Raw genomic sequence first — 24,376 nt, forward strand, 5'->3', positions numbered from 1 at the left:
GTTCTTAGCCTCTTTTCTCTACAAAATTTGCATAGTTCTGTAACATGCTCATGCCAAGTGCACTACTCTTTTCAGGGTGAAACTGTGTACCGAACACATTGTTTTTCCCGACAACAGCAGGAACTTGTACATCATAACTACTTGTTGCTAATACCGCTTCTTGGTCTCCTGTTTTTACATAATAAGAGTGAACAAAATAAACATGACCGTTATCCACACCTTGTAACAATGGTGATTCGTGATGGAACGTTAACGAATTCCATCCCATATGAGGAACTTTGTACGTTTCACCTGATGCTTTGACACCAGGAATACGTTCCACTCGTCCTTGCAGCAGACCTAACCCTTTTGTGACACCATTTTCATCGCTTTCTTCAAAAAGCAATTGCATACCAAGACAAATGCCTAATAACGGCTTGCCGTTCGCTGCTTCTTCTTGGATAAAGCTTGCTAACCCTGTTTTATGTAGCTGTTCCATTGCATCTTTAAACGAACCAACGCCAGGTAAAATGTAACCTTTTGCTTTTTTCAGCTCATTTACATCTTCAGAAATGAAATAATCATAATTTAAACGTTCAAGCGCTTTACTTACGCTGTATAAGTTACCCATTCCATAATCGATAATGCCAATCATTTATAACATTCCTTTCGTAGATGGAACTCCTTTAATACGAGGGTCGACCGTTGTTGCTTCATCTAATGCTCGACCAAGTGCTTTGAAAACTGCTTCAATAATATGGTGTGTGTTGCGACCGTAGTGAACAATAACATGCAGATTCATACGTGCTTCAAGCGCAAACTTCCATAAAAATTCGTACACAAGCTCTGTATCAAACGTACCAACTTGGCTCGCTGGAATGTCACCTTTAAATTCAAAGTGTGGGCGATTACTTAAATCGATGACGACTTGTGCTAGTGCGTCATCCATCGGAACAAATGCATTCCCGTAACGCTTGATTCCTTTTTTATCACCTAACGCGTCTTTTAATGCTGTCCCTAAGCAAATACCAATATCTTCTGTTGTATGGTGACCATCAATTTCTAAATCACCGTTTGCTTTTACATCCAAATTAAATTGACCGTGTTTTGTAAACAAGTCAAGCATATGATCTAAAAATGGTACACCTGAATCAATGGATGCTTTCCCTTCTCCATCAATACCGATTGCTAACTGAATGTCTGTTTCGTTCGTTGTACGCTTAATGCTTGATTCTCTCATCTTGATGTACCTCCTCGTGTAACTCATCGTTATTTTTTAAAAGCTTTCGTTTAAAAAAGCTCTGCTATTTTTTAAATCTTTCTTCGACTGCTCGTGCATGGGCTTCTAACCCTTCTAATCGTGCAAAAGCTGCAATTTTATGAACGTCTCGTTCTAATGCTTGTTTGCTATAAGAAATAATGCTTGATTTCTTCACAAATGAATCCACTGACAATGGGCTCGAAAATTTCGCTGTTCCATTTGTCGGAAGAACATGGTTTGGTCCTGCAAAGTAGTCTCCGACCGGCTCTGAGCTATATCTTCCTAAAAAGATTGCTCCTGCGTGACGAATGGACCCCACAAGTTCCATCGGATTTTCTGTCATCACTTCTAAATGTTCAGGAGCTAATGCATTAACCGCTTCAATCGCTTCATCAAGTGTTTCAGTGACATAGATTGCTCCGTAGTTACGCACAGATTTTTCAGCAATGTCTTTTCGTGGAAGCGTCAATAGTTGTGTTTCCACCTCATCTTTTACAGCTTCAGCTAGCGTCATAGACGGCGTCACAAGTACACTAGATGCTAGCGCATCATGTTCTGCTTGAGATAAAAGGTCTGCTGCAACTTCATTTGCTTTTGCAGTCTCATCAGCTAGTACAACAATTTCGCTTGGTCCGGCAATTGAATCAATGTCGACTAACCCGTATACTTCACGTTTTGCTAACGCAACGAAGATATTCCCTGGTCCGACAATTTTATCAACCGCTTCAATGGTGTCTGTACCGTAAGCAAGAGCTCCAATCGCTTGTGCCCCACCTACTTTATAAATTTCTTGTACACCTAACTCTGTTGCTGCGACAAGAACACCTGGAGGTAATGAGCCATCTTTTTGCGGTGGTGAAACCATCACAATTCGCTTAACACCTGCTACTTGAGCAGGAACGACATTCATTAATACCGACGAAGGATAGGCAGCAAGTCCACCTGGCACGTAAACACCGACGGCATCAAGAGGCGTGACTTTTTGGCCAAGGATCGTGCCATCTTCTTTTGTTACCATCCAAGATTGTTGCACCATACGCTCGTGATAGTCACGAATGTTTGTCGCTACTTCTCGAATAATTGCTAACATCTCGTCACTTACTTCTGTATACGCCGCTTTTTTCTCTTCGTCGGTTACTAGTAACGAAGAAAGCTCAACACCATCAAAGCGTTGCGTATACTGTTGCACTGCCTCATCTCCACGCTCTTTTACATCTGCTAAAATCGTCAGCACTGCTTGACGCTGCTCGTCCGTCCCTTGGTCAATCGTACGTTTTAGGCTAACGTTTTCTGTTATACGTTCAATCTTCACCGCTTCTCACCTCGTTTTATAGTTGCTCAACTACTTCTGCTAGTCGGTTCACAATATCATCAATGCGCTCATCTTTTAAGCGATAACTTACGGGGTTTACAATGAGACGTGATGTAATATCACCAATATGCCCCATTTCAACAAGTCCGTTTTCCTTTAGCGTGCGGCCAGTTGACACAATATCAACGATACGATCTGCTAATCCAATCAAAGGCGCTAATTCAATAGACCCGTTTAACTTAATGATTTCTACTTGCTCTCCTTGTTCACGGAAATACGTAGAGGCGATGTTTGGATACTTGGTTGCCACTTTTTGAGCGACCATTGATGTCGTCGTATTGGGTAGTCCAGCAATCGCTAAGTAACATTTGCTAATTTTTAAGTCAAGTAACTCGTACACATCACGTTCTTCTTCAAGCATCACGTCTTTACCTGCAATTCCTAAGTCCGCTACACCATACTCTACATACGTTGTCACGTCCATTGGTTTTGCTAAAATAAAGCGCATATTCTCTTCTGGAATATCAATGATTAATTTGCGAGAATCATCAAATTCAGGTGGCAGTTGAAAATTTGCTTTTCGTAACAACTCAGCTGCTTCTTCAAAGATACGCCCTTTTGGCATTGCAATTGTTAACATCTCACTCATTTATTCTGCCCCTTTCCTTTTTTACCGATTAAGTATGTGACGTCTTCAAACGGCTCTGTAAATGTGTCCACATCATCGACACCGACAATATCTTGCATGACAATTCGTTTGCCTTCTGTTCGTTTTTCTTTGGCAACAAGTAACGCTTCTTCTAAACGTTCTTGGCTGTATAAAATGCAATACACAGGCTCAGGCTGATAGTTCTCTTCGCCTAATGCTTCAATTAAACGATCTAACTGAATCCCAAATCCTGTTGCTGGTGTTTTTGATTCAAACTTTTCAAGTAATTTGTCATAACGTCCACCGTTTCCAATATGGAAGCCAACGTTTTCGGCAAACACTTCGAATAGAATACCTGTGTAATAACTCATATGACTCACTAAGTTAAAATCAATTTTGATTTCTTCCGTTACGCCGTATGCATCGAGCATTTGCCATAACTTTTGAAGTTCAGCTGCCGCTTGCTTTCCAACTTCATTTTCAACAAGCTCCATTGCTTCAGTGATTTTCAGCTCATCTCCACGTAAGTTTAATAGTTGAAGTAAACGTTGCTTATCAATTGATGACAAATTTAAGCTCTTTACATGGTTGCGGTACCCTACATAGTTCTTTTCGTATAAAAAGCGACGCAACACATTTGCACGCTCTTCATTCCCAACAATCTCTAAGAAAAGTGAATTAACAAACCCAATATGACCAATCGCTACTTTGAATGATTTTAAACCTGTTCGTTTTAAGGCACCAATCATAAGTGCAATAACTTCCGCATCACTGCTGCTTGTTTTCTCTCCAATCAGTTCAACACCAATTTGCTCAAACTCCGCTGGTCTTCCACCTTCACGTTGTTGTGCACGAAACACATTTGCTTCATATGCCAGACGAAGAGGAATGTTTTTCAGTAGTTTTGACGCTGCAACACGCGCAATCGGTGTTGTCACGTCGGGTCTTAATACAAGCGTATGGCCTTCTTTATCTAAAAGTTTGAACAATTGTTGATCTAAAATGGCTGATGCATGACCAACTGTTTCATAATACTCAAGCGTTGGTGTGGCCATGTATTGATAACCCCATCCTGAAATTTCCTGGGCTAATTGTTGTTTCACTTGCTTTTTTTGATCAAAAAGAGCTGGTAATGTATCACGCATTCCAAGTGGTTTTTCAAACATGAATAACTTTGACATCTTTACACGTCCTTTTCGTCTTCGTTTTTTAACCGTTTTTCTTACTAAGTAAAGAGTGGTGATCGATTTTCACTATGAACTGTTTGTTTGTCTTTGCAGTCAACCTCACACCGTTCAATCTTCAACTATCAATTTGAAAACAAAATCTATTTTAAAAAAATATCTATTTATCAACTGTTTTCAAGAGCTTATTTATTTAAGTATGGTTCAATCTGTAAAGTTTCTCGTTTCACTTTATCACACTAATGTATTAGCGAAATAGCAAATTAAAGTTATATGTAGTTTACAACGGTTCCCAATAATCGTCAACAGATGAGCTTGTCTTAAAAGAGAAAAGAATGTCTTTTCACATGTTTATCCATATAAAAAGAGCTACAACTCACTTATGAAGTTGTAGCTCTTCTTGATGACGGGCTTGCATTTCTTCTTTTGTGTAAATAACTCTCATTGGATTTCCACCAACAAACGCTCCTTCAGGGACGTCTTTATGTACAAGTGTTCCTGCTGAAACAATGGCTCCATTACCAATCACCACACCAGGTAAGATCGTACTGTTCGCACCAATCATTACCTCATCTCCTATGATGACGTCGCCCAGCCGATATTCTGTAATTAAATATTCATGAGCCAAAATAGTCGTGTTGTAACCAATCACTGTATTTCGACCCACTTTTATTTTTTCGGGAAACATAATATCTAACATCACCATAAGCGCAAAAGAGGTTTGAGAACCAATGTCCATTCGCAGTAACTTTCGATAGAGCCAATTTTTCATGGATAAAAACGGTGTATACCTTGCGAGTTGGATGACCACAAAGTTTTTAACAACCTTCCAAAACGGAACGGTTTTATACACATGCCAAAGGGAATTCGCTCCTTCAACAGGATAACGTGTCGTCTTTCTCACACTCATTTTCCTCCGAGAATATCAATTAAATCTCTCATGTTTTCAAGCATAAAGTCTGGGTTGTAATGAGCTAAGTGCTCGCGACCCTTTGCACTCCATGCAACGCCTGCTGTTTTCGTTCCAGCATTTTGCCCTCCAACGATATCGTGATGATTATCGCCAATCATTAACGTCTCCTCAGGCTTTGCATTCAACTGAATGAGCGCCTTTTCAATCGGCTCAGGATGTGGCTTTGCATGTTCCACATCATCAATCGTCACAATCACATCAAAGAACTGATCAAGCTTTGTTAACTTTAAGCCCATCATCACCGTGTTTCGTTGCTTTGTTGTGACAATCCCTAATTTGTAGTTTTGTTCGTACAGCCATTGAACAGCTTCCATCACGCCTTCAAATTCTGTTACAAATACATCGTGATTGCTAATGTTGTAGTCACGATAATATTGAACCATTTCGTCGACACGATCTTTATCCATTTTTACAAACGTATCGTATAAAGGTGGACCCATAAATGCATGAACATCTTCACGTGTGTATTGATTTGGGTAGAAATGATCCAACGTGTGCATAAATGACGAAATAATTAATTCGTTTGTGTCAATAAGTGTTCCGTCTAAATCAAAAAGAATAGTGTTAACGTTCATAAGTGGCTTCCTTTCTATTGGTTACTTCTACTCGGTTCCAAATTCGCGCAATAACCATGGTGAGTATAATAGCGACAACAACACGAATAAGGAGAAGAGGTAAAACAGGAATTCCTAATGGAATAAAAATTAACGTATCTTCAATGACAGCATGACAAGCAACAAGAAAAATAAAAGCGAGTGTTGCGTCTTTTTGGTCGACACCGTCTTCTTTTACTGCTTGAATCATGACACCTGCACCGTAAGCCAAGCCGATAAGGAGACCTGTCGCGAGTGTCATTGATGTGTTTTCTTTCATTCCTAATACTCTTGTAATAGGTCCCATTCGCTTTGAAAACGCATCAAGCCAATGTAAATCTTTTAAAATTTGAATCCCCATCATGACTGGGATAACAATCAATGCTAATTGAAGAACACCTAATCCTGCTTTTTCGACTCCTTGCATAAAGATGGCTAACCACCCGCTTACTTCTTCCGTATTTGATGCAAGAAAGCCGTACTGCGCTTGCTCTGATCCACCGCTCCACAGTAGATTAATGAAGAACGCAGAAACCACTGCTAGTCCAATTCGAACGGTTAAAATAACCCATAGTTTCACCCCAACTTTTAATGCCACACCCGTTTCAACTAATAAGTTATGAGAAAACGAAAGCATAACCGCTAAAATAAACACTTCTTTAACGGTCAAGTCGAGTGATAAAATGGCTCCAATCCCTGCATATAAGTTCAAAAAGTTCCCCACAACTAACGGAATGGCTGCATCACCAGACAAACCAATTAATTTCATCAGCGGTGCAATGAGATTCGCAAAGCCTTCAAGAATTGGTGTGTACTGCAGAATCGACACAATTAACGTAATGGGGAAAATAATTTTCCCCAAAGACCATGTTGTTTTTAATCCAACTAAAAAGCCTTTTTTAATGGACTCTCCCACAAACTCTCCCCCTTGTGGCTTTTATTCACTTTCTAAATAACGCTCTTTGCTTAACCCCTTTTTACGACGGAAAACGATTAACACGACAGCTAAGGCAATAAGTACAAGTGAAATGACTTGAGCGATACGCAACGTCTCTGTCAGCATTAAGCTATCTGTTCGCAATCCTTCAATGAAGAAGCGGCCGATTGAGTACCAAATGACATACGATAAGAAGAGTTCACCACGTTTTAAGTTCACACGACGAAGGGAAATAAGAAGGATAAACCCAATGATGTTCCAAATGGATTCGTATAAAAACGTCGGGTGATAATATGTACCATTAATATACATTTGATTCACAATAAAATCTGGCAAAAACAGTCCTTCTAAAAATTCTCTCGTCACAGGTCCACCGTGCGCTTCTTGATTCATGAAGTTCCCCCAGCGCCCAATTGCTTGCCCAAGAATAATACTAGGTGCTGCAATGTCTGCTACCTTCCAAAATGACAAGCCTTTAATTTTACAAAAAATAACCGCTGTGACAATAGCGCCAATCAGTCCACCATGGATGGCAATGCCACCTTGCCATATTTGCGGAATCTCATTTAAATTTTGCGAATAGTAGTCCCATTCAAATAGTACGTAATAAATACGAGCTGAAATAATGGCAATCGGTACTGCAAAGAGGACTAAGTCAATAAAAGTGTCTTTCGGAACACCTCGACGCTCTCCTTCTCGGGTTGCGACATAAAGAGCTAAAAGCACTCCTGCACCGATAATCAGTCCGTACCAATAAATCGTAATGGGCCCTAATTCTAAAAACACACGATCTAGCGGTTGAATCTCCGTTCCCACGTTTGTTACACCCTCTCTTTAAATGTCTTCACGATCTCCATCTTCAATTACATCTGTTAAGCGACTTGAAAATTGTTCTGCTGCATTGATTCCCATTCGTTTTAAACGGAAGTTCATCGCTGCTACTTCGATAATAACAGCCAAGTTTCGTCCAGGGCGAACCGGCAACGTAATTCTTGTTACATCTGTATCAATGATTTTCATTTTTTCTTCTTCTAGTCCGAGACGGTCGTACTGTTTATGTTGATCCCAAATTTCAAGGTTAATAATTAATGAAATGCGCTTATAGCTACGAACAGAACCTGCACCGAATAACGTCATGACGTTAATGATCCCTAACCCACGAATTTCAAGTAAATGCTCAATAAGTCCTGGTGCGTTTCCAACAAGGGTATCTTGATCTTCTTGGCGAATCTCTACGCAATCATCTGCTACTAAACGATGTCCGCGCTTTACAAGTTCTAGAGCTGTTTCACTTTTCCCAACTCCACTTTTACCTGTAATCAATACACCAATGCCATAAATATCGACTAACACGCCATGCATCGCCGTGGTTGGTGCTAATTTACTTTCAAGGAAGTTTGTTAAGTGACTCGTTAATCTCGTTGTTTTTAATCGCGAACGCAACACAGGTACAGATTCACGTTCCGATGCTTCAATTAACTCTTTTGGAATTTCCATTTCACGTGAAACAATAATGGCTGGCGTAATATCTGTACAAATCTTTTCCATTCGAATTTTCTTTTGTTCATCATCTAATTGCTGAAAGAAAGAAATCTCCGTTTTACCGAGCAATTGAACACGCTCCGCTGGATAATATGTAAAATAACCGGCCATTTCAATTCCAGGTCGTGACAAATCACTTGTTGAAATTGGACGATTAATCCCTTCTTCGCCACTTACTAGCTCTAAGTTGAATTTTTCAATGATGTCTTTTGTCCGTACTTTAACCACGATACGTCCTCCTTTGCTTTGGCACTTTCTTAAGCCTTTTCTTATTTTAGCACTAATTACCTGATAAAGTGAAACATCGCAAATGAGCGCGATAAAATATTTTGCCCTTATTTCAAAACAAAAACCCCACTGAATCCATTTTACCGGATTCAATGAGGCTGTTATCTTTTTCGCTTTTGGAGAGGTTCAACAATTACTTTTTGAATAAGGGCATTTAAGATAGATATGACAACTGCAGCTAGAATCGCCATACCAAACCCATCAATTTCAAACGCACTTCCCATGATTTCATCCGTAATCATAAGCGTAACGGCGTTAATAACAAAGAGAAACAATCCTAACGTTAATACTGTCACAGGAAGTGTTAATAATACGAGAATCGGTTTTACAAATACATTTAAAATCGATAAGATGAGACTTGCAATGATCGCATCTCCAACTGATTCTAAGTGAAACGAGCTAAAATAGCCCGCAATCACCACTAAAACAAGTGCATTAATTAAAATGCTCGTAAGCCAGCGAAGGATCATCGTTAATACTTCACCTCTTCATTTGGCACCACAAAAATCCAAATTAAATAGACGAGACCTAACGAACCGAAACCGAAAATGAGACCAAGTACAAATAAAATCCGCAATAGCGATGTATCCCAGCCAGTGTAATCTGCAATTCCGCCGATCACACCAGCTAGTTGCCTGTTCGTGCGAGAACGATATAATTTTCTCATTGCGTTTCCTCCTTACTAGTTTTTAATAAAAACTGAACCTGTTTTTGACTCAGCAAATAATTTAAATCCTCTAACTTGTGTGCCGTTCGCTTTAAACCGAAGGTGCTTTTGAATCGTTTCATTCTTTTCTTCTATGATTTCCATATTGGGAACTGTACATGTAAAATTGCCGAGATTTGATTTTAAATCTCCATCGATAAACACAGTCGGTGCCGCAACGACATCAATGCTTCCTGTTGTTGTTTTAAGAAATACTTTTTCAGTTTGTTCACCTTGTAAATGGCACGTCACGTTTCCGTTGAATGTTTGCACATCCACCTTCTCATATTCACCCATCATACGAATCGCACCATTTAGTGATTCAACTTCACATTTGGCTGCATCTACATTTATTAGATCAATAACTCCATTGGCTGTTTCTGCTTCTAACTCTTGTGTTTGCATATTGTTTAATTTAATGCCACCATGTGCTGTTTTCACTTTCAACTCTCTAGCCGTTAGCTGGTCTCCTTCAATTGGACCGTTAAACATACGCACTTTTACGCGATCGTAACTGACTTGTGGCACATAGATGACCGCTTTTACCTTTACTTGCTTCTTCGGTACGTTAAAGCGTATTTTCCCTGCTTCTACTGAAAACGAAACATCTTGTAAAAACAATTGACGCGCCTCATCTTGTGTCGTCACTTTATAAACAGAAGCTTCACATTCAACACGAACCTGCTGCTGATTCCATGGTTTCAACAGGACACTTCCATTAGCAACATCGATGTCCACTTCATTCACCGATACATCTGATTGCTGAAAAATATGCTGAATCTCAACCGATGGCCCAAAGTTAAAGTCTAAATCTTTATCTTTTACTTTCTTAACCGTCTGATCAACGAATGAGAAAAGTTTATCTTTAAAAGAAGATTGTGGAGATTGATACGTATTTCCTTCTACTTTCTTATTGGTATCAACCACATATGTTGAAACATCCTGAATCACTTCTGTATTAAATTCAGTTGGCTGTGTTGAATTTTTGTCTAACGACTCTAGTAAAATCAGCGCTTCATCGACTGTTAACTTACCCGTTTCTACCATTTGTAAAATTTCTTTACGCTTTGTTGTCATAAAAAAGCCTCCTTATCGTAAACATCTACACAAAAAGCTTAAAAGATCCCAAACTTTTACTTTCTCCACATCACATGAAATCCCTTTTTGAACTACCCCGACTTACTCATTGGGGTTCGCCCTTCACATTCCTTGAAGATGGGAGTTTTCTCGCCTATTTTAGATAAAAAGCGTGACAATTAAGAACCTAACACTTGAATTCCCTTAATCACGTTCCAAACAACAATTCCAAAGCTTAAAAGAATACTCACACCAACAGATAAGAACACCCATACTAAAGCAAACCCTTCAGACACATGAAGACTCGGTAATAATAAGAGGAAAAAGAGTGGAATAAGAACAATTGGCAAGACGTGTGACCACAGTGCCGCTTTGGCATGGTTTTTCACTTCTCGCTCATCCGTTATAAAATAAATAACAATCGGTACAAGAAAAGGAGCAAAAAAGACGCTAAAATAACACAATGACGCAATAATCTTATTAGGTTCCATGTCATCACTTCCTTCTGTCTTTTAGTACGCTTCATTATCAAAAAGGTTTCATCATAATTAATTAGCGGACCCTTACGAGGAAATCTAAAGAGACTCGGTGACTGCTTTAAAAGCACGTTTCTTTCTAAAAATCGCGTTCAGTCATTTACTTAGACTTATATATATCAGGTTAGCCGCTTTGAAATGCCGAAAAACAATTCTTTTATCAAGGCTTCTTGGCCGATGTTTCGTTATATATTCAAAGAAAGAGACACATCACTAAAGTGTAAAAAGGAACTTCAAATGCAAGACCCCTTGCCTCTCTATCCATTGATGGTTGCTGGACTTTGGGTGCAAGGGGTCTTGTAGATTGAGCCAACAGGAGTTTTGTCTGTCCCTTTTGCCTCAATTCCTATTTTGTCACCGCTTCTTCTAAACGACTTTCCATTCGCTGGCGGTCACGCTCTAAAATTGGTTTTAAATAACGTCCTGTGTATGATTCTGGCACTTCTGCTACTTGTTCAGGTGTTCCTGTTCCAATAATTTGACCACCTTTATCGCCACCTTCTGGCCCTAAATCTACAAGATAGTCAGCGGCTTTGATCACATCAAGGTTATGTTCAATGACGAGTACGGTATCTCCATTTTCCACGAGACGCTGTAACACTTTCAACAAACGCGAAATGTCGTCGATGTGCAGACCTGTCGTTGGCTCATCTAAAATATAGAATGTACGGCCGGTTGAGCGACGATGAAGTTCAGACGCTAGTTTTACTCGTTGCGCTTCTCCACCTGATAACGTTGTCGCCGGTTGACCAAGCGTAATGTATCCAAGACCTACATCGTAAATTGTTTGAAGCTTTCGCTTAATTTTTGGAATGTTTTCAAAGAATTTTAATGCATCTTCGACTGTCATATCTAGTACGTCTGAGATGTTGCGGTCTTTGTAGTTTACTTCTAACGTTTCACGGTTGTATCTCTTTCCATGACAGACTTCACATGGAACGTAGACATCAGGTAAGAAATGCATTTCAATTTTAATGATTCCATCCCCACGACACGCTTCACAACGCCCACCTTTTACGTTAAAACTAAAACGTCCTTTTTTATAACCGCGTACTTTTGCTTCATTTGTCTGTGCAAATACATCTCGAATATCATCAAATACACCTGTGTACGTCGCTGGATTTGAACGAGGTGTACGGCCGATTGGTGACTGATCAATATCAATCACTTTATCGAGGTGCTCAATTCCTTTGATTTCTTTATGATCACCCGGCTTGCTTTTCGCTTTATGAAGCTTTTGGGCAAGTGATTTTTGGAGTACTTCATTAATGAGCGTACTTTTACCGGATCCTGACACGCCTGTCACCGAAATAAACGTTCCAAGCGGAAGCTTTACTTTGACATTTTTTAAGTTATTTTCTTTTGCGCCTACAATCTCAATGATGCGTTCTTTATCCATCGGTCGACGTTCGGTTGGAAGTGGAATGAACTTTTTACCCGACAAATACTGACCTGTCAGTGAGTTTGGATCATTAATGACTTCTTCTGGCTTACCACTTGAAACAATAGATCCGCCGTGTACACCTGCTCCTGGTCCAATATCTATGAGATAATCCGCTGCAAACATCGTGTCCTCATCATGCTCGACGACAATAAGTGTATTTCCGATGTCGCGCATATCTTGCATCGTACGAATCAGTCGGTCATTATCTCGTTGATGCAGACCGATGGATGGTTCATCTAAAATATAAAGCACGCCTGTTAAACGCGAACCGATTTGCGTCGCAAGGCGAATACGTTGCGCTTCTCCTCCTGACAACGTACCAGCAGAGCGGTTTAGCGTTAAATAATCAAGTCCTACATTTACAAGAAAGCTAAGACGTTCTTTAATTTCACGTAAAATCATAGTAGCAATTTTCATCTCTTTTTCAGAAAGTTGAAGAGTGGTGAAAAATGCATGTGCTTCTTCGACAGAAAGACGCGTTACATCCCCAATATGCTTTTGATCGATTAACACCGCTAGGCTTTCTTTTTTTAAACGATTTCCTTTACACGTTGGACACGGTTGTTGCGCCATGTATTTTTCCATTTGTTCACGAATGTAATCCGAACTGGTTTCACGATAACGGCGTTCAACGTTAGAGATAACTCCTTCAAAATCAATGTGATTTTCACGTACTTGTCCAAAATCATTTTCGTAACGGAAATAAATGAGCTCTCCTTTGCTTCCGTATAACACTTTATCTAATAAATGTTGCGGAAGATCGCGAACTGGTACATCCATATCAATTCCATAATGATCACACACCGCTTTTAACAACTGTGGATAATATTGTGAACTCGTTGGTTGCCACGGTGCAATGGCTCCCTCGTTTAGGGATAACTCATCATTTGGAATCACTAAATCTACATCTACTTCTAGCTTTGAGCCAAGTCCATCACAAGACGGACACGCTCCGTAAGGGCTGTTAAATGAAAACATGCGCGGCTCTAGCTCACCAATTGAAAATCCACAGTGTGGACAAGCATGATGTTCACTAAATAACAGTTCTTCTTCACCAATCACATCAATCATGACTTTGCCATCACCAAGTTTTAGTGCGGTTTCAAGTGAATCCGATAAACGAGTTGCGACTCCCTCTTTCACCACAATACGGTCGACAATGACTTCAATGGAATGCTTTTTGTTCTTCTCAAGCTCAATCTCGTCTGTTAATTCCATCATTTCTCCATTCACACGTACACGTACATATCCTTGTTTTTTCACATCTTCTAACACTTTTACATGTGTTCCTTTTCGTCCTGACACAACCGGTGCTAAAATTTGCAGTTTTGTTCTCTCTGGATACTCAAGGATGCGGTCTACCATTTGTTCAATGGTTTGTGATGAAATTTCAATGCCATGCTGTGGACAAGTTGGATGTCCAACACGCGCAAACAAAAGACGTAAGTAATCGTAAATTTCTGTGACCGTTCCGACTGTCGAACGTGGGTTTCGACTCGTTGTTTTCTGATCAATTGAAATCGCAGGCGACAAGCCCTCAATTGAATCAACATCTGGCTTGTCCATTTGCCCTAGAAATTGTCGTGCATAAGCAGACAGCGACTCGACATAGCGACGCTGCCCCTCTGCATAAATCGTGTCGAATGCTAACGATGATTTTCCCGAACCAGATAAACCTGTTAACACCACAAGTTTATCGCGCGGAATCTCGACATCAACATTTTTTAAATTATGAGCTCTTGCTCCTTTTACAACGATTTTCTCCATCGCCATCTCTTTGTCACCCTTCCGCTTTTAACTCTAAAATTAAATCACGCAGCTCAGCCGCACGTTCAAAATTAAGTGCTTTCGCTGCTTCTTTCATTTCTTGTTCCATCTCAACTAGCAACTTTTCTTTTTCCTTCTTGTTTAACTTGCCATAAGCTGGTGCCTGGTCGTACGTTTCGGTATCTTCGGCTACAACCGTTGCACGAATCGACTCTCGAACAGCTTTTTTAATCGTTTGTGGAATCACTCCGTGTTTTTCGTTATATGCTTCTTGCATTTCACGACGACGCTTCGTCTCACTAATCGCAATATCCATTGATTTTGTCATTTTATCTGCATACATAATAACGTGACCGTTGGAGTTACGAGCTGCACGTCCAATCGTCTGAATAAGTGAACGTTCAGAACGAAGGAAGCCTTCTTTGTCTGCATCCAAAATGGCAACAAGCGATACTTCTGGAATATCGAGCCCTTCACGCAGCAAATTAATTCCGACTAATACATCGTACTTCCCAAGTCGAAGTTCTCGAATGATTTCAATCCGCTCTAACGTTTTTACTTCCGAGTGAAGGTATTGAACTTTAATTCCGATTTCTTTTAAATATGCGGTTAAGTCTTCAGACATTTTCTTTGTCAGTGTCGTAATTAACACACGTTCATTTTTCTGAATCCGCTCGTGTATTTCTCCAATTAAATCATCAATTTGTCCTTCAATTGGTCGCACTTCGATGTTTGGATCTAGTAGTCCTGTTGGTCGGATAATCTGTTCCACAACTTCTGGTGCTTTTTCTAATTCATAAGGGCCTGGTGTAGCTGATACATGAATGATTTGTGGAATGTGTTGCTCAAATTCATCAAACTTTAACGGACGGTTATCAAGTGCTGAAGGCAGACGGAAGCCATGGTCAACAAGGACTTGCTTTCTTGCTTGGTCACCGTTGTACATCCCTCGAACTTGTGGCATCGTTACATGGGACTCATCAACAACAATTAAAAAGTCTTTTGGGAAGAAATCTAACAATGTATAAGGTGTTGAACCAGCTGGACGCAACGTTAAATGGCGAGAGTAGTTTTCGATTCCTGAACAAAAGCCCATCTCACGCATCATTTCTAAGTCGTAACGCGTGCGCTGTTCTAACCGCTGTGCTTCTAACAACTTATTGTTCTCGTTAAGTTCTGCTAAGCGCTCTTCTAATTCTTTTTCGATATTTTGAATGGCAACTTTCATTTTCTCTTCACGTGTAACGAAGTGAGATGCTGGGAAGATGGCAACGTGCTCACGCTCGCCTAATATTTCACCTGTTAATGCGTCTACTTCACGAATACGATCAATTTCATCACCAAAAAACTCCACACGAATACAATGCTCGTCACGCGAGGCTGGAAAGATTTCAACCACATCTCCACGTACACGGAACGTTCCGCGCTTAAAGTCAATATCGTTACGCTCATACTGAACATCGACAAGCTCACGTAAAAGTGCATTGCGTTCCTTTTCCATCCCTACTCGAAGAGACACAACAAGCTCTTTGTATTCTTCTGGTGAACCTAATCCGTAAATACACGATACACTGGCAATAATGATGACATCATTTCGTTCAAATAAAGAAGATGTCGCCGAGTGACGAAGTTTATCAATTTCATCGTTAATACTTGCATCTTTTTCAATAAATGTATCTGTTTGAGGTACATACGCTTCTGGCTGATAGTAATCGTAATAACTAACAAAATATTCGACTGCATTATTTGGAAAAAACTCTTTAAACTCACTATATAATTGACCCGCTAACGTTTTGTTATGCGCAATAATTAGCGTAGGCTTATTTACTTGTTTAATGACATTTGAGATGGTAAAAGTTTTACCTGTTCCCGTTGCTCCTAGTAATACTTGATGCTTTTTGCCTTGCTGGATTCCTTCCACAATTTTTTCAATTGCTTTCGGTTGATCACCTTGTGGTTCATAGGCCGATACTAATTCAAACTGATCTTTCAAGCAAAAAACCCCATTTCTAACAAATGATATTCTTATCTTACCACTATAAGGGAAAAAAGAAACAAAGACCGAACTGATATTCGTATTTTATCATTTTACTATTTGAAAAACAATTTCTAAACCTAAGCGATTGAATCCGAAATGAAACGGTCGACATGATCACTTGAGCACTTCTTTTACATTAAAGTCAATTAAACACATACGAAAAAGCCTTGGCTGTTAAAAAGACAAGGACAGCAAAATGACACATCTACCTCAATGCAACGAGGGTATATCCTTTTTTACGAATACCTTCAATGATAGCTGGAAGCGCTTCAATGGTGGCTGGACGGTCATGCATAACAATCACACTTCCCGATTTAACTTGATTGAGTACTCTCGTCTTAACTGTTGAGACATCTCTTGTATCCCAATCACGAGGATCCGTATCCCACAAAACGACATGCATACCACGCGCGTAAGATTGAGATAACGTCGTGGAATTGTAACTCCCATAAGGCGGACGAAACAACGTAATCTTTTGCTTCGTCACTTTTGACAAAGCAAGTAAGCCGCGATCTAACTCTTGACCTTGCTGTGTAGCAGATAGCTTTTTAAAGTCTGGATGTGTGTTTGAATGATGAGCAATAACATGCCCTTCTTCTGCAGCACGCCGAACAGCAGCTGGGTACCTCCCTACATTGTCTCCAAGAAAAAAGAACGTAACCGGAACGTTGTAAGCTTTTAAAATATCAAGCATTTTGACTGTTTGCGCAGTAGGACCGTCATCGATGGTTAAGGCGACATACCCTTTTGGTACGGAGCGAATCATTGTCGGCTTATCGATAGATGGAATATAACTCACTTTTTCTTTTCTTGCTTGCCATTCTGCCTTTACTTCGTCACGAAATGGAGGATGCAACATACGTGCTAGCATCACCGCAAATTGCGACCGAGTCACTTTATGCTCAGGTCGATATGTATCATCTGAATAACCAAGTGTGATAAAATTAGCAGTCATTGCTGTAACATATGGGTAAGCCCAATGGATAGATGGGACATCACGAAAACTAAATGATTGACTTCCCTTTAGTTTAAAAGCAGCTACCAACACTTTCGCCATTTGTGCACGTGATAGTGGTTGATCAGGCTGAAACGTAGAAGATTTTTGAAAGATGCCCATCTCCATTAACGCCGCAATCGAAGAGTAAGAAGGATGAGTAGAAGGAACGTCTTGAATAGGAGTGGTATACGATTTTTGAAGATTGACCTGCAAGGCTTTTGCTAGGATAACAGCCGTTTGCTCTCTCGTGATCAAGTCATTCACTCCAAATGGCTGGTTGACGCCAGACACGATATTTCGTGAAGCCAAATACATAATCTCACTATTCGCCCAATGATTCTGAGGAACATCTGTGAACGAACTTGAAGCTTGAACAGTGTTTAATGAAACGAACAGCATAAAACTAACCATCACCCACACACATTTTTTCATCAATTAACACGAACCCCTTCCGCTTCTCTAGTAAACTTGTTTTTACTAGATTATGAGTCTTGCAACGGAAAAAGAACGCCGTAATCAATCTTAGTGGAAACAGTCTTACATAGCGAAAGGAGATCTAGTTAATCTTCTATATCTAAACATAAAAAGGTAGGGGCTGAGTCAAATAGGGATGTTTTTTTACCCCTTTTGTCTCAGTCTCTACCTTTTTTCATTATCCTACGTCTACTTCTGATTCACGTTTTTGGTAATTTTGTACGAAAATGATACCTAATTCGTGATGTTCGTTATCATAAAGCGCTCGCTGCGCAAAGCGAACTTCTCCATTTTCATCCACCACTTCTAATTTACAATACGCGCGGTTATTGGCTTGTAATGCTTCATAAAAGCTTGAAACATGTAAAACAGGAAGACCATTTACCTTCGTAATGACTTCTCCAACTCGAAGCGACATTTTTTCTGCCGGTGACATTGGGATAATTCCTAAAATGACAAGGCCACTATCTCTTTTTGAAAAGAACACCGGAGCACGCTCATCTGTCATGCGCTGATGAATGGTAATAAATTCACGGATGAAGATAGCAATGACAGCGATGTAAATGGACACAAGTGGATAAAAGAAGGCAGCAATGCTCGCTAGTGTAATAAACACACCTAGTCCTAACACACGCTTTCCTGTGAAACTGATAGAATGAATTGGCAACATTCCCTTTACGCGCTGTGAAAACCCGATCGCAAATGGCACAAGACATAAACTGAACGTCGCGTTATTCACCGTTAAAACTGGCCACCACGACCAAATGCTCGTAATCGCATCACCTGGAATAAGTGTAAATACCGGCACGACCCATAGCTTTTGGGAGAAATGCGCGCCTACTTCTTGTCCACGTTTACTCGTTACCATAATCGGTGACGTGCCTTTATGACCATACTTCCAAATTAAAAATCCTTCTGCTAGTAATAAAAGCGACATTAAGACAACCACTGACGGTAAATGCATATCCTTCGCTTCCATGACAAGATTAGCTACCATTCCCGATCCCAATCCATCCTGAGGAATGAGCAGTGCGGCAATCATCGCAAATCCAAGTACAAATACAGGTGATAACCACCTAAACGTAAACGGTCCACTTAATAGAAACGTGATGACACCAATTAACGCAATCGTACCTAGTGATAAATATGTACCTAGTAATATCGTGAAAACAGATAGCACAAGTCCAATTAAAATACCAGGAAAGAACAAATACTTGAGTTCAAGAATAAAATCAAACACTCGAATGTGAAAATGTTTCCGTTCCCTTTTCACACGGGCTAATCCAACAAAATAAGCAACCATAATAAACACATACGTTAACGGATGTAAAAACAAACGCCCGAAGCCTCTAAGTCCTTCAACAACAACATCCAACCTATCCACCACCTATTCAAATCATCTACTGTTTATTAAAAATAACGTTATCAAACTCTTTTTATGTATCTTTAAAATCTCATTTACCACACGTATTGCTCTTTTACTTAAGCTAGCAGAACATCGAATACATTGATTCATTTATATATTCTACTAAACAATCTAATAGAGCTCGTCAAACAGGAAGACACTCCACAAACAGTCACGTAAACATCATGAGTCTTCCCGCAGGGGGGCGTCATACGCTTATATCTCCTATTTTAGCAAATGAATGGATTAAAGAACAATGTCGTTTTATGGATAATTTTTCATATTACATCCACCCGTCGAACTTTTATAAAAAAACACCTCTGTTTGCAAACAGAGGTGCTTTCATTGTTATTGACTTACTACTTTTAATGCTGATTTTAATTGAATGTCTGTGTCATCTGATTGCACTTTTTCAAGCAATTTTGCTTGTAGCAACTCAGCTGTATCACCATCAATTTTACCTGTTACTTCAAGGTCATTGGCTTTTTGGAAGGCCCTTACCGCTGTTTCTGTTTCAAGGCTGAAATAACCATCCTCACGACCAGGTTCAAATCCTAGACCTTTTAACATCACTTGTGCATTTTTCACTTGGTTATCATTCATATCGCGTGTTAATGCTTTCTTTTCTTCTACTTGGATCGGGTTTGCATAATAATAATCAGGTTGATTTACTTTAATTGTTGGTTCTACACCTTTTTCGTTAATCCAATTACCGTCTGGTGTTAACCACTTATAAAACGTTAATTTTAAGTTACTGCCGTCTTCCATTGGAACTGCTTGTTGAACTGTTCCTTTTCCGAACGATTTTTCCCCAATAACTTCATAGCCACCCGCTTCTTTTAATGCACCAGCTAAAATTTCAGACGCAGAGGCACTTCCACGGTCAATCAGCGTTACGATTGGATAATCCTTTTTCTCTTTCAACGAAGAGAAGAAACGATCTTTTTCACCATCTCGTTTTTCAATTTGAACATAAGGCTTCTCATCTGTTACTAATTCTTTTAAAATTTCTTCGACACTTTGTAGATAACCACCTGGGTTACCACGCACATCAAGTACAAGGCCTTCAATATCTTTTTTCTCTAGTGCTTTTAACTGCTCTTTAAATTCTTTTGCAGTGGATTCAGAGAATGATGTGATTTCCATGTATCCGACCGTTTTACCATCGACTTTCTTTGTTGATGAATAAACGGTTTCAATCGGAATCTCATCGCGCACAACATTGACTGTCATGACATCTTTCACACCAGGGCGTTGAACATCTAGCTCAACCGTTGTTCCTTTTTCACCACGAATTTTTAGCACGGCTTGATACAAATCAAGACCTTCAATGCTTTTTCCATCAATCTTTAAAATTTGATCGTTTGGCTTTAAGCCTGCTTTTTCTGCTGGTGACGACTTGAACGGTGCGACGATGGTTACTTTGCCATCGACCATGCTTACTTCTGCACCGATTCCTTCGAATGAAGAATCAAGAGATTGGGTGAATTGCTGTGCAGTGTCTTTATCCATATACACAGAGTAAGGGTCTTTTAATGTTTCCACCATCCCTTGAATCGCACCTTCAAGTAATTGCTTTTCATTCACATCTTCATAGTACTGTGTTGAAATCAATTCGTACGCTTGTTTAATTTTATCGAATTCTGCATCGACGTTTACAGATTGATCACCTGTGTCCGCTAGTGATAAGCTTTGTGTCCCCCCGACGCCTCCACCAAAAAAGTGAAGTCCTACATACGTTCCAGCTGCTCCGACTGCTAGTGCAAGTACCATTAACATTGCAACGATTTTTCGATTCAAAACGTTTCATCCTCCTCAACCCTGACCCATCTCTTTTTATTATAGTAGATAGTGGACAAACTATGTAATAAAAAGGATGTTTACGTAATTTGTAACAAAAGGCATCACACTTGATTGTGTGATGCCTTTTTATTACATTCTTATGATAAGCTTGTACGATGTATGCAAAAAAGTGATGATTAGAAATTAATGTAGCTTCTTGGATTTACAGCAGAACTACTTCCTCTCCAAGTGCCTTTGTGTAATTCAAAGTGTAAATGAGCACCGAATGAACGACCTGTGTTCCCCATGTACCCTAGGAACTCGCCTTTTTTCACTGTTTCACCTTCGGATACTGCACGATTTTCTAAGTGAGCGTAAATCGTTGTCCATACTTGACCGTTAATGTTATGCGTTACATACACTACGTTACCATACGAAGATGAGTAGTAAGAACGGAACACACGACCATCTGCTACAGAAACAATTGGTACATTCGCGCCGCGTTTTCCAATATCAATTCCGTAATGCATACGGCCAAATGTTGGACGATATCCATATTCAGATGTAACAGGTCCAGCTGCTGGTCTCATAAACGAACCGCTTGTAACTGGTGGCTTTGAATCTTGTGGCTCACTACTGCTTGAACCACCTGAATTAGAACTATTAGAACTTGGTTTTGATGCACGTTGTTGCGCCGCTGCTGCTGCCGCTTCACGTTTACGTTGCTCTGCAAGCTCACGTTGTTGCTTCTCCCAAGCTGCTAATTCCGCTTGAATCGCTTTTTCTTGAGCTGCAAGCGTCGCATCTTGTTGCTCTAAACCAACTAATTCATCATGAGCTGCTTGCTCTTGACTTTGAAGTTGTTTCATTAACTCATTTTTCTCGTTACTTTGCTTTTCTAAATCTGCACGTAACGTTTCAAGTTCAGCTAATGCACGCTTCAATGAATCGAGTTTATCGTTTACTTGTGTTTCTTTCTCTTGCTTGTCATTTTTATCATTTTCATGTTGCATTAATAAGTCACGGTCTGCTTGAACGATTGTACTGACCGCACTCACACGGCTAATAAAATCGCTAAAACTTTGCGCTCCTAATAACACATCCATGTAATCAATCATGCCGCCACTTTCTTGTAATGAACGAGCACGATCTTTTAACAATTCATTTCGTTTATTAATACGTTCTGTTAAAATCTCAATCTCTTTTTTCAGCTGTGCAATTTCTTCTTCCGTTGTTTTAATTTCTATTTCACGGTCACGGATTTTTCCGTTCGTTTCCGAAATTTGCGCATCCAACTTTTCAATTTCCGCTTCAGCTTGTTGTTGCTTCGCTTTTAATTGTTCAATTTCTGAACGATTTTCGTTCATGTTATCTTTTACGTCTGAGCGCTTCTGCTGAACATCACTCATTCGACTGTTAATCGTGCTAGCTTGTGCTGTGTCCCCTGCTCCGGCAAACAGACCGCTTAAACCGATTACAGCGGCTGTCGTAACTGTTAACCATTTCCGCTTCATTTTTCATTTCTCCTCACTTTTTTGAAACTTTTCATCGTTGCTTATCGTCTAATATGTATAAAGGATTACGTACGACGTTTAAGCCGTACGTAACCAGGTTATAGTATCTATAAAACTTATTTCTTTAAGAACTTACGAACCGACAACATACTTCCCCAAATTCCGATAAATGCTCCAAGTAACACGAGTAATAATGACACTTGAATCGTGAATGGGAATTTCGGTAATAATTCAAATAGCCCTTCTAATTTGGGATCAAAGTTATCAACAACAAAGCTATATGAAGCAATGACAATCCCTACTGGAATGACTGCACCAAGTAATCCTAAAAATAATCCTTCTAAGAAAAATGGCCAGCGAATAAAGGAGTTCGTTGCTCCAACTAATCTCATAATCTCAATTTCCTCGCGACGTGCGACAATCGTAATTTTAATTGTATTTGAGATTAAGAACATTGCTGTAAACAGAAGACCAATAATTAAACCAAGTCCAATGTTACGAGAGACACTTAATACTTTGAACATTTTTTCGACTTGCTCTTGACCATACTTTACTTTCGCAGCGTATGGGTACTTTTCAATTTGTTTCGCAACTTTTGACACGTCTGTTGGCTTGTCCGTTTTAATGACGAATACATCATTTAATGGATTTTGCTGCTCAAACAGTTCAAATGCTTTTCCTTCATCTCCCAAGCTCTCAATTAAACTTTTAAGCTCTTGTTCTTTTGAAGAAAATGTAACCGTATCTACTTCTTTAATCGCTTTTATTTTTGCTTCCATCGCGTTTCGATCTGCTTCAGTTGCGGCTGGATCAATATGTACGCGAACTTCTACGTCTTCTTCAATAACGGTCGCAAAATGATTTAAATTTAGCATTAACACAAGGAAAACACCAACTAATAAAAGGGTAACGGTTACAGCACTCACTGAAGCAAATGTCATCCATCCGTTACGTCCAAGACTTTTCGTTCCTTCTCGGAAGTGACGTCCTAATGTTCTAGCCTTCATAACCGTATTCACCTCTCACTTCATCGCGAACAATCTTACCGTTTTCAACTGCGATAACACGTTTGCGAATGGTATTAACGATTTCACGGTTATGTGTTGCCATTAAAACCGTTGTGCCTGCTTTGTTGATTTCCTCAAAAATGTCCATAATCTCCCATGATGTTTCAGGGTCGAGGTTTCCTGTCGGCTCATCGGCAATAACCACTTTTGGTTTATTGACAATCGAACGAGCAATAGATACACGTTGCTGCTCTCCACCCGACAGTTCATCTGGTAAGGAACGCATTTTATGTTTTAACTTAACGAGGTCAAGAACTTCAATTACTCGCTGTTTAATTTTCTCAGGATGTTCTTCAATTACTTCAAGTGCGAATGCAACATTTTCATACACCGTTAACTTCGGAAGTAATTTAAAGTCTTGGAAGACCACGCCGATATTACGACGGAAAACAGGTACCTTGCTGTTTTTCAACTTTGCAAGATTAATACCATTTACAATGATACTTCCTGATGTCGGCTTTTCTTCGCGGTACATCATTTTAATAAATGTAGACTTACCTGCACCACTTGGCCCAACCACGTAGGCAAACTCGCCTTGATTGATTTTTACTGTAATTCCATTAATGGCACGAACACCATTTGGATATGTTTTATAGACTTCTTGCATTTCGATCATAGATAACCACCTAATTGATTGTCTTGTTGAGAATACTGAAATGATAGTTCGACGCTTATCAACAAAATCATATTTTTTCCAACAAAAAATCCGCTCTCTACTTTCACACGCTCTACCATTATAACATCTCTTTTTTACAATATAAGCCCTAAAAATATTACAATTTCATTTCAACAGTGTCAAAAGTATGTTGTTTTTACATAAAAAACCATATCTTTATCTCGTAAAATAAACT

23 protein-coding genes are annotated in these 24,376 nt (G+C 39.6%); all 23 read right to left on the reverse strand.

What is annotated here, in order from left to right:
- Positions 1-4: 4 nt before the first annotated feature.
- Positions 5-634, reverse strand: a complete 630-nt coding sequence (gene hisH / locus DIS06_RS06755) for an imidazole glycerol phosphate synthase subunit HisH (RefSeq protein ID WP_110112487.1) — start codon at positions 632-634, stop codon at positions 5-7.
- Positions 635-1,219, reverse strand: coding sequence for an imidazoleglycerol-phosphate dehydratase HisB (gene hisB / locus DIS06_RS06760; protein ID WP_110112488.1), 585 nt, complete (start codon positions 1,217-1,219; stop codon positions 635-637). It abuts the gene before it with no gap.
- Between the two features lie 64 nt (positions 1,220-1,283).
- A complete protein-coding gene (hisD, locus tag DIS06_RS06765; RefSeq protein WP_110112489.1) occupies positions 1,284-2,552 on the reverse strand; it encodes a histidinol dehydrogenase in 1,269 nt (422 codons plus the stop codon).
- A gap of 16 nt (positions 2,553-2,568) precedes the next feature.
- Positions 2,569-3,201, reverse strand: a complete 633-nt coding sequence (gene hisG / locus DIS06_RS06770) for an ATP phosphoribosyltransferase (protein ID WP_110112490.1) — start codon at positions 3,199-3,201, stop codon at positions 2,569-2,571.
- A complete protein-coding gene (locus tag DIS06_RS06775; protein ID WP_110112491.1) occupies positions 3,198-4,382 on the reverse strand; it encodes an ATP phosphoribosyltransferase regulatory subunit in 1,185 nt (394 codons plus the stop codon). The genes hisG and DIS06_RS06775 overlap by 4 nt, the downstream gene beginning before the upstream one ends.
- A gap of 379 nt (positions 4,383-4,761) precedes the next feature.
- Entirely contained in the window at positions 4,762-5,289 is a 528-nt protein-coding gene (locus DIS06_RS06780) for an acyltransferase (protein WP_110112492.1), read from the reverse strand.
- Between the two features lie 2 nt (positions 5,290-5,291).
- The gene (ppaX, locus tag DIS06_RS06785) at positions 5,292-5,933 is read right to left on the reverse strand and encodes a pyrophosphatase PpaX (protein WP_110112493.1); all 642 of its coding nucleotides are present in this window, start codon (positions 5,931-5,933) and stop codon (positions 5,292-5,294) included.
- Entirely contained in the window at positions 5,923-6,867 is a 945-nt protein-coding gene (locus DIS06_RS06790) for a nucleoside recognition domain-containing protein (protein ID WP_110112494.1), read from the reverse strand. Before DIS06_RS06790 ends, ppaX begins: the two co-directional genes overlap by 11 nt.
- Before the next feature lie 21 nt (positions 6,868-6,888).
- The gene (gene lgt / locus DIS06_RS06795) at positions 6,889-7,704 is read right to left on the reverse strand and encodes a prolipoprotein diacylglyceryl transferase (RefSeq protein ID WP_110112495.1); all 816 of its coding nucleotides are present in this window, start codon (positions 7,702-7,704) and stop codon (positions 6,889-6,891) included.
- A gap of 18 nt (positions 7,705-7,722) precedes the next feature.
- Positions 7,723-8,658, reverse strand: coding sequence for an HPr(Ser) kinase/phosphatase (hprK, locus tag DIS06_RS06800; protein ID WP_110112496.1), 936 nt, complete (start codon positions 8,656-8,658; stop codon positions 7,723-7,725).
- Between the two features lie 161 nt (positions 8,659-8,819).
- Positions 8,820-9,188, reverse strand: coding sequence for a phage holin family protein (locus tag DIS06_RS06805; protein ID WP_110112497.1), 369 nt, complete (start codon positions 9,186-9,188; stop codon positions 8,820-8,822).
- A 2-nt stretch (positions 9,189-9,190) separates the two neighbouring features.
- Positions 9,191-9,385 (reverse strand): PspC domain-containing protein, encoded by a 195-nt coding sequence (locus DIS06_RS06810; protein WP_110112498.1) that lies wholly within the window; start codon positions 9,383-9,385, stop codon positions 9,191-9,193.
- A gap of 15 nt (positions 9,386-9,400) precedes the next feature.
- Positions 9,401-10,501, reverse strand: a complete 1,101-nt coding sequence (locus DIS06_RS06815; protein ID WP_110112499.1) for a DUF4097 family beta strand repeat-containing protein — start codon at positions 10,499-10,501, stop codon at positions 9,401-9,403.
- A gap of 179 nt (positions 10,502-10,680) precedes the next feature.
- A complete protein-coding gene (locus tag DIS06_RS06820; RefSeq protein ID WP_110112500.1) occupies positions 10,681-10,992 on the reverse strand; it encodes a magnetosome magnetite crystal formation protein family in 312 nt (103 codons plus the stop codon).
- Positions 10,993-11,383: 391 nt separating this feature from the next.
- Complete coding sequence (gene uvrA / locus DIS06_RS06825) at positions 11,384-14,254, reverse strand: excinuclease ABC subunit UvrA (RefSeq protein ID WP_110112501.1); 2,871 nt, start codon at positions 14,252-14,254, stop codon at positions 11,384-11,386.
- Between the two features lie 7 nt (positions 14,255-14,261).
- On the reverse strand, positions 14,262-16,241 hold the full coding sequence (uvrB, locus tag DIS06_RS06830; RefSeq protein WP_110112502.1) for an excinuclease ABC subunit UvrB: 1,980 nt from the start codon (positions 16,239-16,241) through the stop codon (positions 14,262-14,264).
- A 250-nt stretch (positions 16,242-16,491) separates the two neighbouring features.
- Complete coding sequence (locus DIS06_RS06835; RefSeq protein WP_162595905.1) at positions 16,492-17,715, reverse strand: polysaccharide deacetylase family protein; 1,224 nt, start codon at positions 17,713-17,715, stop codon at positions 16,492-16,494.
- Positions 17,716-17,935: 220 nt separating this feature from the next.
- The gene (locus tag DIS06_RS06840) at positions 17,936-19,132 is read right to left on the reverse strand and encodes a PDZ domain-containing protein (protein ID WP_110112504.1); all 1,197 of its coding nucleotides are present in this window, start codon (positions 19,130-19,132) and stop codon (positions 17,936-17,938) included.
- 378 nt (positions 19,133-19,510) lie between these two features.
- Positions 19,511-20,962 carry a S41 family peptidase gene (locus DIS06_RS06845; protein WP_110112505.1) on the reverse strand — a complete coding sequence of 484 codons (1,452 nt, stop codon included), beginning with the start codon at positions 20,960-20,962 and terminating at the stop codon, positions 19,511-19,513.
- A 179-nt stretch (positions 20,963-21,141) separates the two neighbouring features.
- The gene (locus DIS06_RS06850) at positions 21,142-22,458 is read right to left on the reverse strand and encodes a murein hydrolase activator EnvC family protein (RefSeq protein ID WP_110112506.1); all 1,317 of its coding nucleotides are present in this window, start codon (positions 22,456-22,458) and stop codon (positions 21,142-21,144) included.
- 116 nt (positions 22,459-22,574) lie between these two features.
- Entirely contained in the window at positions 22,575-23,465 is an 891-nt protein-coding gene (ftsX, locus tag DIS06_RS06855) for a permease-like cell division protein FtsX (protein ID WP_110112507.1), read from the reverse strand.
- Positions 23,455-24,141, reverse strand: coding sequence for a cell division ATP-binding protein FtsE (ftsE, locus tag DIS06_RS06860; protein WP_110112508.1), 687 nt, complete (start codon positions 24,139-24,141; stop codon positions 23,455-23,457). The genes ftsX and ftsE overlap by 11 nt, the downstream gene beginning before the upstream one ends.
- The gene (locus DIS06_RS20720; RefSeq protein ID WP_275425418.1) at positions 24,138-24,260 is read right to left on the reverse strand and encodes a hypothetical protein; all 123 of its coding nucleotides are present in this window, start codon (positions 24,258-24,260) and stop codon (positions 24,138-24,140) included. Before DIS06_RS20720 ends, ftsE begins: the two co-directional genes overlap by 4 nt.
- Between the last annotated feature and the right edge of the window lie 116 nt (positions 24,261-24,376).

It is taken from the genome of Bacillus sp. CGMCC 1.16541 (assembly GCF_003184905.1).
Classification (GTDB): Bacteria; Bacillota; Bacilli; order Bacillales; family Bacillaceae_H; genus Priestia.

Bases quoted from the DNA above. Each gene is read 5' to 3' on its own strand.
- hisH (WP_110112487.1), bottom strand. From the start codon at position 634: ATGATTGGCATTATCGATTATGGAATGGGTAACTTATACAGCGTAAGT.
- hisB (WP_110112488.1), bottom strand. From the start codon at position 1,219: ATGAGAGAATCAAGCATTAAGCGTACAACGAACGAAACAGACATTCAG.
- hisG (WP_110112490.1), bottom strand. From the start codon at position 3,201: ATGAGTGAGATGTTAACAATTGCAATGCCAAAAGGGCGTATCTTTGAA.
- DIS06_RS06775 (WP_110112491.1), bottom strand. From the start codon at position 4,382: ATGTCAAAGTTATTCATGTTTGAAAAACCACTTGGAATGCGTGATACA.
- ppaX (WP_110112493.1), bottom strand. From the start codon at position 5,933: ATGAACGTTAACACTATTCTTTTTGATTTAGACGGAACACTTATTGAC.
- DIS06_RS06805 (WP_110112497.1), bottom strand. From the start codon at position 9,188: ATGATCCTTCGCTGGCTTACGAGCATTTTAATTAATGCACTTGTTTTA.
- DIS06_RS06810 (WP_110112498.1), bottom strand. From the start codon at position 9,385: ATGAGAAAATTATATCGTTCTCGCACGAACAGGCAACTAGCTGGTGTG.
- DIS06_RS06815 (WP_110112499.1), bottom strand. From the start codon at position 10,501: ATGACAACAAAGCGTAAAGAAATTTTACAAATGGTAGAAACGGGTAAG.
- DIS06_RS06820 (WP_110112500.1), bottom strand. From the start codon at position 10,992: ATGGAACCTAATAAGATTATTGCGTCATTGTGTTATTTTAGCGTCTTT.
- uvrA (WP_110112501.1), bottom strand. From the start codon at position 14,254: ATGGCGATGGAGAAAATCGTTGTAAAAGGAGCAAGAGCTCATAATTTA.
- DIS06_RS06835 (WP_162595905.1), bottom strand. From the start codon at position 17,715: ATGAAAAAATGTGTGTGGGTGATGGTTAGTTTTATGCTGTTCGTTTCA.
- DIS06_RS06850 (WP_110112506.1), bottom strand. From the start codon at position 22,458: ATGAAGCGGAAATGGTTAACAGTTACGACAGCCGCTGTAATCGGTTTA.
- ftsX (WP_110112507.1), bottom strand. From the start codon at position 23,465: ATGAAGGCTAGAACATTAGGACGTCACTTCCGAGAAGGAACGAAAAGT.
- ftsE (WP_110112508.1), bottom strand. From the start codon at position 24,141: ATGATCGAAATGCAAGAAGTCTATAAAACATATCCAAATGGTGTTCGT.
- DIS06_RS20720 (WP_275425418.1), bottom strand. From the start codon at position 24,260: ATGGTAGAGCGTGTGAAAGTAGAGAGCGGATTTTTTGTTGGAAAAAAT.